The organism is Collinsella sp. TF07-1 (genome assembly GCF_003437235.1).
In the GTDB taxonomy this organism is placed as follows: domain Bacteria; phylum Actinomycetota; class Coriobacteriia; order Coriobacteriales; family Coriobacteriaceae; genus Collinsella.
Genome location: NZ_QSRV01000017.1, coordinates 36,436 through 50,111, shown reverse-complemented (window position 1 = coordinate 50,111; position 13,676 = coordinate 36,436). Strand labels below are relative to the sequence as shown.

12 protein-coding genes are annotated in these 13,676 nt (G+C 59.6%); 5 read left to right on the top strand and 7 right to left on the bottom strand.

Annotation, left to right across the window (positions count from 1 at the left end):
- The 7 genes from gyrA to DXC67_RS07455 form a co-directional block, all read right to left on the bottom strand.
- Positions 1–2,664, bottom strand: a 2,664-nt coding sequence (gyrA, locus tag DXC67_RS07485) for a DNA gyrase subunit A (protein ID WP_199410679.1), incomplete at its 3' end; no start/stop codon positions are given.
- 208 nt (positions 2,665–2,872) lie between these two features.
- Positions 2,873–4,903: a DNA topoisomerase (ATP-hydrolyzing) subunit B gene (gene gyrB, locus DXC67_RS07480; protein ID WP_117637927.1), complete on the bottom strand. Its 2,031-nt coding sequence runs from the start codon at positions 4,901–4,903 to the stop codon at positions 2,873–2,875.
- A gap of 105 nt (positions 4,904–5,008) precedes the next feature.
- Complete coding sequence (locus DXC67_RS07475; RefSeq protein ID WP_117637926.1) at positions 5,009–5,572, bottom strand: DciA family protein; 564 nt, start codon at positions 5,570–5,572, stop codon at positions 5,009–5,011.
- On the bottom strand, positions 5,559–6,665 hold the full coding sequence (locus DXC67_RS07470; RefSeq protein WP_117637925.1) for a DNA replication/repair protein RecF: 1,107 nt from the start codon (positions 6,663–6,665) through the stop codon (positions 5,559–5,561). The genes DXC67_RS07475 and DXC67_RS07470 overlap by 14 nt, the downstream gene beginning before the upstream one ends.
- An 8-nt stretch (positions 6,666–6,673) precedes the next feature.
- A complete protein-coding gene (dnaN, locus tag DXC67_RS07465) occupies positions 6,674–7,777 on the bottom strand; it encodes a DNA polymerase III subunit beta (RefSeq protein ID WP_022094338.1) in 1,104 nt (367 codons plus the stop codon).
- 238 nt (positions 7,778–8,015) lie between these two features.
- Positions 8,016–9,740 (bottom strand): DnaA ATPase domain-containing protein, encoded by a 1,725-nt coding sequence (locus DXC67_RS07460; protein ID WP_117637924.1) that lies wholly within the window; start codon positions 9,738–9,740, stop codon positions 8,016–8,018.
- Between the two features lie 15 nt (positions 9,741–9,755).
- Positions 9,756–11,108, bottom strand: a complete 1,353-nt coding sequence (locus tag DXC67_RS07455) for an ATP-binding protein (RefSeq protein ID WP_117637923.1) — start codon at positions 11,106–11,108, stop codon at positions 9,756–9,758.
- A gap of 345 nt (positions 11,109–11,453) precedes the next feature.
- Between DXC67_RS07455 and rpmH the strand changes: the two genes are divergently transcribed.
- From rpmH to DXC67_RS07430, 5 genes are read left to right on the top strand one after another with little or no spacing between them, the layout of a single operon-like run.
- The gene (gene rpmH / locus DXC67_RS07450; RefSeq protein ID WP_019127408.1) at positions 11,454–11,588 is read left to right on the top strand and encodes a 50S ribosomal protein L34; all 135 of its coding nucleotides are present in this window, start codon (positions 11,454–11,456) and stop codon (positions 11,586–11,588) included.
- Between the two features lie 20 nt (positions 11,589–11,608).
- The gene (gene rnpA / locus DXC67_RS07445; RefSeq protein WP_117637922.1) at positions 11,609–11,947 is read left to right on the top strand and encodes a ribonuclease P protein component; all 339 of its coding nucleotides are present in this window, start codon (positions 11,609–11,611) and stop codon (positions 11,945–11,947) included.
- On the top strand, positions 11,944–12,168 hold the full coding sequence (gene yidD / locus DXC67_RS07440) for a membrane protein insertion efficiency factor YidD (protein ID WP_022093804.1): 225 nt from the start codon (positions 11,944–11,946) through the stop codon (positions 12,166–12,168). The genes rnpA and yidD overlap by 4 nt, the downstream gene beginning before the upstream one ends.
- Before the next feature lie 29 nt (positions 12,169–12,197).
- The gene (locus DXC67_RS07435; RefSeq protein ID WP_117637921.1) at positions 12,198–12,968 is read left to right on the top strand and encodes a YidC/Oxa1 family membrane protein insertase; all 771 of its coding nucleotides are present in this window, start codon (positions 12,198–12,200) and stop codon (positions 12,966–12,968) included.
- Between the two features lie 44 nt (positions 12,969–13,012).
- Positions 13,013–13,582 (top strand): R3H domain-containing nucleic acid-binding protein, encoded by a 570-nt coding sequence (locus tag DXC67_RS07430; RefSeq protein ID WP_117637920.1) that lies wholly within the window; start codon positions 13,013–13,015, stop codon positions 13,580–13,582.
- The last annotated feature ends 94 nt before the right edge of the window (positions 13,583–13,676 follow it).

The following is a 13,676-nucleotide window of genomic DNA, read 5'->3' as shown; positions in this document are numbered from 1 at the left end:
GACAGGGGTTTCTTCGGGGGCAGAGCCGTCTTCTGTGGCTTCGCCTTCGGGCTTCTCCTTGGCGGCCGTCATGCGGGCTACGGCGCAGATGCGGTCGTTGTCGTCGACGGTCATCATCTTGACGCCCTGGGTAGCGCGGCCGGTCTGGCTGATCTCGTCGGTCTTGACGCGAATGACCGTCGCGCCCTCCGTCACGATGAACAGCTCGTGCTGCGGGCCCACCGTCTTCATGGCCGCGAGGTTGCCCTTACGCTCGGTCATTTGGATGGTGTAGACGCCCTGGCCGCCGCGATTCTGCTCCGGGTAGTCCGCGACCGGCGTGCGCTTGCCGTAGCCGCGCTCGGTGATGACGAACAGATCGCCGTTGCCGTTAGTGACTTCCATGCCCAGAACGCTCACGCCGTCCTTCATACCGATACCGCGAACGCCGCTGGTATCGCGGCCGGTGGCGCGCACCTGCTCCTCGGAGAACATGATCGCCTTGCCCGCGGTGGTGGCCAGGATAATCTTGTCGCCCTCGCGCACGCGGCGCACGTTCAGCAGCGCGTCGTCGTCACGCAGGTTGATAGCGATCAGGCCGTCGCGACGGCTGCGGTCATATGCGCTCATCACGGTCTTCTTGACCATGCCGCTCTTGGTGGCAAACATCAGATACTCGTCGGCAGGGAACTCGCGGCAGCTGATGACGCTCGCGATCTTCTCGCCCTCCTCGAAAGGCAGCAAGTTGACGATCGCGGTACCGCGTGCCTGGCGCGTACCTACCGGCAGCTCGTGCACCTTCAGGCGATAGACCTTGCCCTTGCTCGAGAAGAACAGCACGTACTCGTGCGTGGACGCGATGAACATCTCATCGATGACATCGTCCTCTTTGAGGTTGACGCCCGACACGCCCTTGCCGCCGCGCTTTTGGGCGCGGTAGGCGGCAACCGGGATACGCTTAACGTAACCGGTGTGGGTGATGGTCACGACCATATCCTCGTCGGCGATGAGGTCCTCGACATCCAGGTCCTTCTCAACCTGGCTGATCTCGGTGCGGCGCTTGTCGCCGAACTTCTTGGAGATCTCGCGCATCTCTTCCTTGATGACGCCCAGAATCTTCTCTTCGTGCGCCAGCAGGTCCTCGTAGTAGGCGATGGCGCGGCGCAGGCCGTCCAACTCTTCCTGAATCTTGTCGCGCTCCAGGCCGGTCAGGCGACGCAGCTTCATCTCGAGGATGGCCGTGGTCTGCTCGGGCGTAAAGCCAAAGCGCTCAATCAGGCGACTGCTGGCCTCGGAGTCGGTCTGCGAGGAGCGGATAATGCTGATGACCTCGTCGATATGGTCGAGAGCCATCAGGTAGCCCTCGAGGATATGGGCACGCGCCTGGGCCTTCTTGAGGTCGAAGCGGGTACGGCGGGTGACGACGTCGACCTGGTGGTCGATATAGTGCTGCAGCATCTCGCGCAGGCTCAGGCATTTGGGCACGCCGTTGACGAGCGCCAGGTTGTTGGCGCCAAAGGTCGTCTGCAGCGAGGTGTACTTATACAGGTTGTTGAGCACGACCTGCGGAATGACGCCCTTCTTGAGCTCGATGACCAGACGGATGCCCTTCTGGTTGGACTCATCGCGCATGTCCGAGATGCCCTCGATGCGCTTGTCGTTTACGAGCTGGGCGATCTTCTCCTGCAAGGTGCCCTTGTTGACCATGTAGGGGATTTCGGTAAAGACTAGGCGGCTGCGGCCGGTCTTGGTGGATTCCACGTGGGCCTTGGCGCGCACGGTGATGGAACCGCGGCCGGTCTCGTAGCTCTGCCTGATGCCGGCGCTGCCCATGATGATGGCGCCGGTGGGGAAGTCCGGGCCGGGCATGATCTGCATCAGCTCGTCGACGGTGGCATCGGGGTTGTCGATCAGGTAGCACGTGGCCTCGATCGCCTCGGTGAGGTTGTGCGGGGCGATATTGGTGGCCATGCCGACGGCGATGCCCTGGCTGCCGTTGACCAGCAGGTTGGGGAAGCGCGCGGGCAGCGCCTGGGGCTCGGCGAGCGACTCGTCGTAGTTGGGCTGCCAGTCGACGGTATCCTTTTGCAGGTCGCGCAGCAGCTCCATGGCGGGCTTTGCCAAGCGGCTCTCGGTATAACGCATGGCCGCCGCGCCGTCGCCGTCGATGTTGCCGAAGTTGCCGTGGCCGTCGATGAGCGGCGTGCGCATGGAGAACCACTGTGCCAGACGAACCATGGCCTCGTAGACCGCGAAGTCGCCGTGCGGGTGGTACTTGCCGATAACTTCGCCGACCGTCCAGGCCGACTTCTTGTGCGGGCGGTTGGGGTAGATGCCGCTCTCGTTCATGGCGTACAGGATGCGGCGGTGCACCGGCTTTAGGCCGTCGCGCACGTCCGGCAGGGCGCGCGCGGTGATGACCGACATCGAGTACTCGATGAACGATTGCTTCATCTCGCGGCCGAACTCCGAAATCTGGAGCTGACCGCCGTTGATATCCTCGCCGGCCGAGGCACCACGGTCGACCGCGCCAAAGCTCTCCTCGAGCTCAGCGTCGTCATCCTCATCCTCTTCATCCTCGGCATCGGGGTTATAGGAATCCGGGTCGCCGTCCTCGCCCTGCTCAGCACGGGCGAGCAGGCGCTTCAAATCGTCGGGCATGCCGGCATCGCCGGCCTCGCCCATACCCTCGTTATTGCTGATATCGTCTGCCACGTTACCTCCTCATGGTTTGCGTGGTCCATTAGTTCCCTACCACGGAGACGGATTACCGGGAATGCCGGATAACCCTCCTAGGTTTTCCAGGTGCCCCAGGTTGCCCTGAAGGATGAGGGCGCACGCCTTGCGTGCGGCGCCCGAAATCCTGAAGGGCAAGATGGGGTGCCTGGGAAAGCTAGGCGTCAAGGAAACGCGCGTCGTGGGCGTGCTTCTCGATATATTCGCGGCGATAGCCGACCTCGGAACCCATCAGCTCGCGCACGGCGCGGTCCGCCACCACGGCGTCCTCGATCGACACACGCTGCAGAATGCGGGTCTTGGGGTCCATCGTCGTCGAGGCAAGCTGCTTGGGGTCCATCTCGCCCAGGCCCTTGTAGCGCTGGACGGTGTAGCCCTTGCGCTTCTTGGTGATCTTGCCGTCCTTGGCCTTGCCGTCCTCGTCGTTGTCGTCGGGGTTCAGGCCCAGACTCTGGATGGTGTCGCGCAGGATCTCGTCTTCGGGCTGGCGGCCGTTGGGATACACGTAGTGGATCTTGTTGCGCACCTTAATGCCAAAGATGGGCGGGCACGCGACGTACACGTAGCCGGCGTCAATCAGCGGCCGCATGTACTTGTAGAAGAATGTCAGCAGCAGAATGCGGATATGCGCACCGTCGACATCTGCATCGGTCATGATGATGATCTTGTGGTAGCGGGCCTTGGTGATATCAAAGTCGCCGCCGTCGCCGGCGCTCGTCGTGACGCCGCAGCCGATCGCGGTGATGAGGGACTGGATGGTGTCGCTCGAGAACGCACGATGATCGCCCACGCGCTCGACGTTCAAAATCTTGCCGCGCAGGGGTAGAATCGCCTGGATGTCTCGGCGACGGCCGTCCTTGGCCGAACCGCCTGCCGAGTCGCCCTCTACGATGAAGAGCTCGGTCAGCTCGGCATCGCGCACCGAGCAGTCAGCGAGCTTACCGGGCAGCGACGCCGTCTCGAGCAGGCTCTTGCGGCGGGTCGCCTCGCGCGCCTTGCGGGCGGCGTTGCGCGCCTTGCAGGCCTGCTGGGCCTTCTTGACGATCTCACGAGCGGGCTTGGGATGCTCCTCGAGGTAATCGGCAAGGCCGTCGGTCACGATCTTGAGCGTCAGCGCGCGCATATAGGAGCTGCCGAGCTTGGCCTTGGTCTGGCCCTCAAACTGCGGATCGGGCAGTTTGACCGAGATAACGGCCGAAAGGCCCTCGCGCACATCGTCGCCGGTCAGGTTGGCGTCTTTTTCCTTGAGCAGGTTCTGCTTGCGAGCGTAATCGTTAATCACGCGGGTGAGCGCGGTGCGGAAGCCCTCGAGGTGCATGCCGCCCTCGGGGGTGTAGATGTCGTTGGCAAACGACATGACGTTCTCGCCGTAGCCGCTATTCCACTGCAAGGACACCTCGACCTCGCCCATCTTGGTCACGGGCGCATCCGGATCCGATTTGCCCTCAATATAGATAGGCTCCTTAAAGGCCTCGGGGACGTCCTTGCCCTCGTTGAGGAACTTGACGAAGTCGATGATGCCACCCTCGTAGCAAAACTCCTCCACGTGGGGAGTCGCCTCGCGCTCGTCGGTCAGCATGATCTTGAGGTTCTTGTTGAGGAATGCCGTCTCCTGCAGACGGTTGTGCAGCGTGTCGAAATCGTAGATGCAGGTCTCGAAGATCTCGTCGTCGGGCCAGAAGCTGACAGTGGTACCCGTCGTCTCCGAAGTGCCCACGACTTCCATCTTCTTGACGGTCTTGCCGCGCGAGAACTCCATCTCGTAGATGTTGCCGTCGCGGCATACCTGTACGACCACGCGCTTGGACAGGGCGTTGACGACGGAGATGCCCACGCCGTGAAGACCGCCCGAGACCTTGTAGGCAGAGTTATCGAACTTACCGCCGGCGTGCAGGATCGTCATGACGACCTCGAGCGTCGGGATCTTTTTGATAGGATGCTCGTCGACGGGGATGCCGCGCCCGTTGTCGACGACCGTGATGGAGTTGTCGGCGTGGACCGTCACCTGAATCTCGGTGCAGAAACCGGCCATGGCCTCGTCGACGGAGTTGTCAACGATCTCCCACACCAGGTGATGAAGACCGCTGGCGCTCGTCGAGCCAATGTACATGCCCGGGCGCTTACGAACGGCCTCGAGACCTTCGAGAATCTTAATCTCGCCGCCATCGTAATCGTTTTCGTTTGCCACACGTCCTCCTTCAGTTAAGAAAATGTGTATAGCCTTACTAGTTTATCGTAAAAAAATACCCTCGGGAACGAGGGTATTTGGCTCTACAAGGCCACCAGATGCGATTTAAGGCTCTTTTTTGCCCTGCACGCCCTTGGCCCACTCGGCACTGGCTCTCATGGCGTTCTCGAGGGCCTCGCGAAGTTTTTGGTCTTCGATGGGCGCCACTTGGCGCTCAATCTCGGTGCGCTCGGCCTCACTTAGGTCGGCGTGCGGGGCCGGCGGGCGCTCGGTCGTCGCCGGGCGCAGGCGCTCCTTGGCGGCGGGCGGTGTGTGACCGGGTGCGGATGTCTTGAACACCAGCCCGTCGACGTGCGCGCCGGCGCGCTCCATGCGCGCGCGGATAATCTCGCGCAAAAGTGTCATTTCCTGCGTCCATGAGGGCGAATCGAGGTACACCAGCAGTTCGTTGGACTCGGGCAGGTAACGCAGGCCCGTCACATGGCGTCCCTCGCGCGTGCCCGAGCACACCGCATTCCAGGCGCGATAGACCGCACGAGACTCCTCTGCAGCCTCCATCTGCGCGCGGCGCTCAGGTGTCGCGGCCGCCAGGATGCGCTGACGCTCGGCATCCAAAAAGCCGCCAAAGGCAACCGTTCCGTTCTCGCGGTCGTAATTAGCACGTCTCACCCATGCTCACCACCTTGGCTCGATCAAGCAGGTCATCGGTAAAATACCCCAGATTGGTGGTGGTTATGACTGTCTGGATATCATCACCGATCAGCTGCAGAAAAGCGCCTCGGCGCCCGGCGTCAAGCTCGCTCATCACGTCGTCCAAAAGCAGCAGCGGTGCGGTGCCCAGGATATCGCGCGCCACGGCCACTTCTGCCACCTTCCAGGCAAGCACCAGCGTTCGCTGCTGGCCCTGGCTGGCAAATGAACGGGCCGACCGGCCCGCGACGGAAAACTCAATCTCGTCGCGATGCGGACCCACGAGCGTCACGCCGCGGCGAATCTCCTCGTCGGCGCGCTCATCGAGCGCCGAGAGCATGCGCTCATACGCCCAGCCCCTGAGCTCGTCGCGATCCACGGTGCCAGGCAGGTCGCCAAGCGTGGACACATAGGACACATCGGCGGGCTCGCCGGATGCCACGCGGCCATAGGCGTCGCGCACATGGCCCGACAGCCGGTCGAGCAGGGCCAGACGATGCACGAGCAGGGCCGAACCGGCGCGGGCAAGCGATTCGTTCCAGGCGCCGAGCATCTCGCGGCAGCACCAGGTCTCCTTGAGCAGGGCATTGCGCTGGGTCACGCAGCGCCCGTAGGCACTAGCCAGATCGGCATAGCGCGCACTCAGCTGAACGCCAAAGTCATCAAGTGCGGTGCGGCGCACGCTGGCACCCCGCTTGACCATATCCAGGTGGTCCGGGCAAAACAGCACGCTCGGCAGCACCCCGCGCACGCCGGACGCAGCGCAGCGCTTGCCGTTGCGGCTAAACGAACGCTTGCCGTCTTCCACGCTCAGACCCATGTCCAGCACGCGTCCATCGCCTTCGAGCCTCAGCTCGACCTTGCATGAGCCCGTGCCGTCGTGCACGAGCTCTGCTGCGGTCGGATGCCTAAACGAGGCGCCACTCGTCAGCAGCTGCAGCGCCTCTATGAGGTTGGTCTTTCCCGCCGCGTTGGGACCTGCGAGCACTGTCACACCGTCGCTCAGGGCAAGGCGATAGCTGTCGAAGCTGCGATAGCGCGCAACGGAAAGATCGCGTGCGAACATGGTCATGGGCAGTGCTAGATGCGTACCGGCATGACCAGGTACAGGTAGTTGATCTTGTCGTAGGACTTGAAGATGCCAGCCTGCGAATAGCTCTTGAGCTCCAGCGTGATCTCCTTCTCCTTGGATAGGGCATTGAGGCAGCCAAAGATGTAGTGGTAGTTGAAGGCGATGGTGCCCGACTCGCCCTCGGCCTCGACATCGATCGTCTCCTGCGCCAGATCCTGGTCGTTGGAAATGGAGGACAGGCCCATCTGGCCGTTCTCGACGTCAATCTCAAACTTGACAGCGGGGTTGGCGCTCGCGATAACGGCCACACGTTTAAGGGCGGCGTTAAAGGCGGCTACGTCGATCTTGACGCTCGTCACGCACGAATCGGGGATGAGCTGCTTGTAGTTGGGGTACACGCCCTCGATACGACGCGACACGTAGGTGGTGTTGCCGGCCTCGAAGACGACCTGGGTGTCGGTAGCCCCGATCATGATGGTCGCCTGACTGGCCATGATGTTCAGCGCGTCGTTAAAGGCGTCAGCCGGAACGTTGAGCTCGAAGGAGCCCTCGAGGGTCGAGGTCTCAACCTGCGTATCGCACACGGCCAAGCGGAAGGAATCGGTCGCCACCAGGCGTACGGTGTTGTTCTCGACCTTCATGTGCACGCCGCCCAGGATGGGGCGAGCTTTGTCGGTCGAGGTTACGCGCCACACGCGGCCGACCATTTCGGACAAGATATCGGTCGGCAGCTCCACAGCACTCTCGATGGCATAGGCCGGAAACTCGGGGAAGTCATTGGCATCGAGCGTGTTCAGCCTAAAAGAGCTCTTCTCGCAACCAATCAGTACCTGGCGCTCGGACAATTCAAAGGTGACCGGGGCATCGGGGAGGGTCTTGGTGATATTGGAGAGCATCTTACAGGGGATAACCATCTCGCCCTCTTCTTCGACATGCGCCGCGATGCGATGACGGATCGAGATGGTGTAGTTAGAGGTCTGGAATTCCAAGATGCCGTCTTGCGCCTTGACGAGCACGCCCGACAGGATGGGAAGGGTGGATGCCGAAGCGACACCCTTCATAACGACGCCGATGGCTTGTGTAAGCGAGCTCTGGCTGACGGTGAACTTCATCTTTTAATACCTTTCTATAGATATAAATATCTTAATAATAGTAATAGCACTGACGAAACTGTTGATTACTCTCAAAGACGCAGGTCAGACCCAAAAAGAGAATCGACAGCAACCTGTGTGCAACGGGGGTGGTTTTCCACGTTCAAAACCTGCGCAAAACTTTTCATCACCGCGGGTTGGGTTTTAGACACCTTATGCCCGTGGTTTCGACAAGTTTTCAACAGGTGTCTCTATTTCCCTACGAGCGCAGTGTAATTTTATCGCGCAGCGACTTGAGGTCTTCGGTGACGGTGCGGTCTTCCTGGATCATCTTCTGGACCTTTTTGTAGCTTGTGCTGACGGTCGAGTGGTTGCGGTTGCCAAATTCGGCGCCTACCGCCGTGGTCGTCATCTCGCACATTTCGATGGCCAGGTAGATAGCGATATGGCGTGCCTTGGCGATATTGGCGTTGCGACGCGGGCCGATGAGCTCCTCGTGCGTCACGCCGTATTGCTCTTCGATGACGGACTGAACCGTTTGGACGTTGATCTTTTTGGCCGATGTGTCGAAGTACTGGCTGGCGATGGCGTCGATATCGTCAAAGGTGAGCTCCCCGCCCTCGCGCTCGCGGTCGCCCGCCTCGCCGGCGCAGCGCTCGCAAAAGCTCTCGAGTTCGCGGATGTTGGTGCCCGAGACCTCTGCCATGTGTTTAAAGTGCTCGTCGGTCAGGTGCCCGCTGTCGCCCCCATAGGCCGCCAGCAGCGAGTCGTCGCCTGCCTCGGGAGCGGCGACGATGGTGTTCTCGTAATAGCGCTGCAAGATCTTGTATTTCATCTCGTAGCTGGGCTCTGCGACCAGGCAGAGCATGCCGGCGTTGAAGCGGCTGGTCAGACGCTCGTCCATGCTCAGGTCTTTGGGAGCGCGGTCGGCTGCGATGACGACTTTTTTGTTGTTGCGGATAAACTCGTCCATGAGCTGGAAAAAGTAGTCCACGCTCGCGCGCTTGCCGATGATGTTTTGAATGTCGTCGATGATGAGCACGTCCACGCCGTGGTATGCCTGCATGATGGGGGCGTTGCTCTTCTTTTGGCGGTCGAACTCGGTCATCAGGTCGTCCAGATATGCCTGGGAGTTGGCATACTTGACCTTGATCTCGGGCGACTTCTCGGCGAGCTCGTTTTTGATGGCAAGCAGCAGGTGCGTCTTGCCCAGGCCCGATTTGCCGTAGATGAACAACGATGTGCACGTGCCGCGCTCGTCCGCGAGGGCGGCAAACTTGAGTGCCGAGCGATAGGCATGGCTGTTCTCGGGGCCGTAGACAAAGTTCTCAAAGGTAAATTTTGAGTTCGCGGCGAGCGGGGCTCCATCCGTATTCTGCTCGGCCGGCACGGTCGGTGCTGGCACGGGTGAAGCGGGGGCCGCAGCTTGCGTGGATTTAGCCGGCGCTCCGCCCTTCATCTGGTTCATCATGCGACGAAAATCATCGGCCGAGAGTGTGTTCTTGATTGCAATGCCCGAATCCGCGCCCGTCGTTGCGTCGTGAGCGATGGGCATGTGCGTGACGGGTGCGTTCGTTGACGTCGCCGCCGCGGTCGGCAACGGTGCCATGGTTTCACGGGAAACATCGCTGTGCTGGTGCCCGATTGTCGGCACGTCGCCTGCGGAGGCCGGCGCCGCCGGGGAAGCAGCGAGGGCCGTGGCGGGCGCCGTCGCGGCAGCGGATTCCGTCGCGGCGCCTTGCGGTGCCACGATGTCGAGCGCAATCGGTGCAAAGGCGATTTCTTCCAGATAGGCCTCAATGGTCGGCTGATGCTTTTTGAGCTGCGCGATGGCAAAGCGCGAGGGGGCCTCGATCGTGAGCGTATCTTCGGTTAGGCTTATGGCGCGCGATTGCCCCAGCATGTTGATGAGGCGTGCATCTTGGCCGTCGCGCTGGCAAAAGGCGATGGCATCCCCCAGGATGATGCTTGCTTCCTCGTCCACTATCTCTCCCGTTCTTTAGCTCTGAGCTCGCACGCGAGCGGCGCCGAGTTCGGTCAGATGGTATTTCTGGCCATGCTTGATGACCAAGCCGGCCTGCGCCAAGTCATTGAGCGTGCGTGACCAAGTGGGGGCCGAGTTTCCAAACACCCTCGCCAGATCGGTAGCACCGCACGCTTGATTTTGCGCCAGATAGCCCAGCGCGGCGTTGCCGCGATCGCTTACGAACACGTCCGGTTGTGGCTGCGCATACTGATTTGCTGCATTAGGATACATCATTTGAGCTGCTGGTTGTTGAGAACTCTGCATCGGCGGCATTTGGTGTTGAAAACTTTGAGGCCACTGTTGGTAAGGCTGCGGAGGCATCTGCTGGGCCCAGGGGTTGTACTGCTGCTGCGGCATCTGCTGGTACGGCTGCTGATATCCCTGCTGGTACTGCTGCGGGAACTGCTGGCCATACCCCAGTGGCTGCATCTGCTGATATGGATATCCCTGTTGGTACGGCTGATAGCCCATTTGCTGGCTACCCGGTGCCCCCGTCGCCTGCTGCATTGCTGCTGTATCCTGATCCGCCAGCGGCATGGCCTGTGGCACGTTTGGCGGCATCGACATCGACGCCGCCTGGGGCTCTTGTGTAGGAAGCATTCCGGGCTGCTGCATCTGTCCCACGCGGGGCTGCATCTGTTGCGTTGCCATGGGCTGCTGCGCAAAAGCTCCCGGCAGGGGATATGCGGGCTGCTCCGTCTCGGGCCGCACGGCAGCACCGCGCCCGCCGGCGCGTTCGATTTCCTGCACGCGTTTAGGGTCCAGGCTTACCGTAACCACGGTGCCGTTGCCCATATTGTCCTCGATGGACACGGCCCCGCCGGCGTTTTCCAAATACTCCTGCACCATGGGAAACCCTGCTCCTGTTCCACGGATATAGCGCTTCATCTTGCTGTTTGCGCTGGTAACGCCAAAGTCGAAAGCGCGCTCCTTGTCGTCGATGCCGGGTCCTTGATCAGCAAAGCGGATGGTGTCTCCGCCGTCCAGAATCGAGATGATGGGCTCGGCAAAGTGTGCGTGGATAAAGTTTTCGACAATCTCGCGGATGACCATGAGCGAGATGTGGCCACCTTGCTCTTTCATACACTGGTAGACGGTGTTGGTCGTCTCTTCCAAATACGTGCGGACATCTTGCGGATCAATGACGATCACACGCGGTGTCGACAGCATGTCGTCATAGACGGCGATGCGCGCGGCGTACATGGCTTTTGGCGCCTGCGTGGTCGTCTGCTCGCCTTCCTTACGCTCTTCGCGCACGCCGGTGATGTGCTCGTTGTCGGGTGCCGGGTCTCCGGAATCGACCATGGTGTAAAAGTCGTCAGACATGCCGCTCGCAATCTTTCAAAAGGTTTCGAACAAATAGTAGCTCACCGTGCAATGTTTCTCATCTTTCGACAACTTTTCAAAACCTGTTGAAAACTTTGGAAAACGGACGAAAAGTTCTCAACATTGCCAACATGACCTGTTGAAAACTCGATGAAATATCGTGAAAAGTTGCCATGTACCGCTAAATCGAGCTCGGCTTATGGGGGAACCGTGTGAACTGCGCAACCTTTTACCTTTGATTTCTTGACATTTGAACATTGATTTCCCTACAATCTTCAAGCTCACGTGTCTATATCTGCGTCCGCGCCCCCGCGGACACTCGAAATGCAGCAGGAGGAACTTAAGATGAAGCGTACGTATCAGCCTAATAAGCGTAAGCGTGCCAAGACCCATGGCTTCCGTGCCCGTATGGCCACCAAGGGTGGTCGTGCCGTGCTCGCCCGTCGTCGCGCCAAGGGCCGCAAGCGTCTCACTGTCTAGCAGCGATACACACATCTCGCATGAAGACTATTAAGTCTCGGCAAGATTTCGAGCATGTGTTCAGTCAGGGGCGTCGTTTCAATCACCCTCTGATTCGAATGACCATATGTGAATCGGTTGGCGAAGGCGACTCCGGAAGGGTCGCCTTCGTTGGTGCTAAACGGCTCGGTTGTGCTGTCGTGCGCAACCGTTCTAAGCGTGTGCTGCGCGAGGCCGCCCGCAGCTGTGGATTTCCCGTTGCGGGTTATGACATCATCTTGTTCGCAACTCCCAAGACGAGGGTTTCCTCGCCGCAGGAGATGGACAATGCATTGCGTTCGCTTATGAAACGCGCCGGCGTTGCCGGGGAGGAGCGATGAGCAATCACGTTTTGCGACGTGTTGCCATCGCTCCTATTCGCATATATCAACAGGTTATTTCGCCCTTATTGCCTGACGCCTGCATTTATTACCCAACGTGCTCGCAATACGCCGTCCAGGCGATTGAGAAGTACGGTGTTTTGAGAGGCTGCTGGCTTGCCGTGAGGCGCATCGCTCGCTGCAATCCCCTGCACGTCGGCGGTTATGACCCTGTGCCCTAGCGGGCACTCGCTATCGGAGGAAAACTTACATGTGGGATTGGATCGTTAACATCCTTTTCGAGCTGCTCAAGCTCATCCAGACCTTTGCGGTCGACTGGGGCCTGTCCATTATCATCCTGGTGGTCATCATCCGTCTGCTGCTGACGCCGCTTATGCTCAAGTCGACTAAGTCGACGGCACGCATGCAGGTGCTGCAGCCCAAGATGCTCGAGATCCAGGAGCGCTATGCCGACGATCCCCAGCGTCAGGCCGAGGAAATGCAGAAGTTCTACAGCGAGAACAAGTTCAACCCGATGGCTGGTTGTCTGCCGCTGTTGATTCAGATGCCTGTCCTGTTCGCCCTATTTACGCTGCTGCGTAACCTGCCGGACTACTTTAACGACGGCACGTTCTCGTTCTTTAATATTCTGCCCGACCTGACCACCACGCCGAGTGCCTCCTTTGCCGATGGCTTTATGGTCGCGCTGCCTGCGCTGGTCTGCCTGATCCTGTTCGCTGTCCTGACCCTGATTCCGCAGCTCTATATGTCGCGCAACCAGACCGGCCAGCAGGCTCAGAGCATGCGTATGATGGCCGTTGTCATGACGGTCATGATGCTTTGGATGGGCTGGAGCTTTCCCGTTGGTGTTCTGCTGTACTACGACGTCTCGTCTGCTTGGCAGGTTATCCAGCAGATTTTTGTGACGCAGAAGGTCATCGACAAGGCGAAGGCCGATGAGGAGGAGCGCCTTAAGAACGCGCCGCTGCAGGTTGAGGTCACTCGTCGCGAGAAGAAGCCGCGCCCGCACAAGAAGAAGTAGTGGGATATCAATCTTATTTAGGTACCTAACTTTTGGAGTACGTTATGTCTGAAGAGATCATCGAGGATATGCTTGAGGAGGTTGCCCCGCAGGTCGCGGGCGATTATCCCGAGATTGCACAGCGCTACAAGGCTGGTGAAGAGCTGACTGATGAGGAACTCGACACCATTGCCGATGTTGCGATTTCTATTCTGCGTTCCATCCTTTCGCACTTCGATGCCGCCAACTCTCCTATCGATGAATATGAAGGCGATGAGGGCGAGTTGATTCTGGATGTAACGGCTCCTGATCTTGCTGTTCTCATTGGTCGCCATGGACGTACGCTTGATGCCCTTCAGGTTATGTTCTCTCTGCTGGTTAGCCGTAAGCTCGGCTTTAGGTATCCGGTTGTCGTCGATGTTGAGGGTTACAAGAGCCGTCGTCAGGACAAGGTTGCCGCTATGGCTCAGTCTGCTGCCGAGCGTGCAATCCGTACTCATAAGAGCGTTTCCCTGCCGCCCATGAATGCCTATGAGCGCCGACTGGTTCACATTGCGCTTCGTGGTAATGATGCAGTCGATACACATTCCGAGGGTTCTGACCCTGATCGCCATGTGGTAATTGTTGCTCGTTAATCCACTCGAGCTTATGCTAAGGGGACGTGGTTTCCACGTCCCCTTTTTTTGTCAAAAGTTCTCGATACACTGATTTTTGTCAGAAAGGAGCTTT